We start from the raw sequence: 301 nt of genomic DNA on the forward strand, positions 1-301 counted from the left end.
CGCCCCAGGTCGGCGACGGTCACGCACGCCTCGGCGAACGGCAGCCGCCTGAGGTGGGTGCGGTCGTCGCGGCCCTCGTACTCCAGGTCCACGCCCGCGCGGTCGATCCCCACCAGCAGGGGTCGCTCGGCGGGCAGGCACCGACACACCCGGAGGGCGAGGCGCGGCACCACCCCGCAGCGCGGGTCGTTGAGGTGCTCCAGCCAGATCCCCTCGAGGTCTGTGAAGGGGTCGGGGCCGGAGGTGGCGAGGTCGTCGGGCGCGATGTCGGTGACGCCGTCGCTGTCGGCGAGCAGGATCC

General features: G+C 74.8%; 1 pseudogene. It reads right to left on the bottom strand.

The window, feature by feature from the left end:
- Window positions 1-301 (bottom strand): annotated as a pseudogene (locus B4M60_RS08990) (hypothetical protein); the annotation flags it as partial.

The sequence above is a fragment of the Dietzia sp. UBA5065 genome, from assembly GCA_002415925.1.
Classification (GTDB): Bacteria; Actinomycetota; Actinomycetes; order Mycobacteriales; family Mycobacteriaceae; genus Dietzia.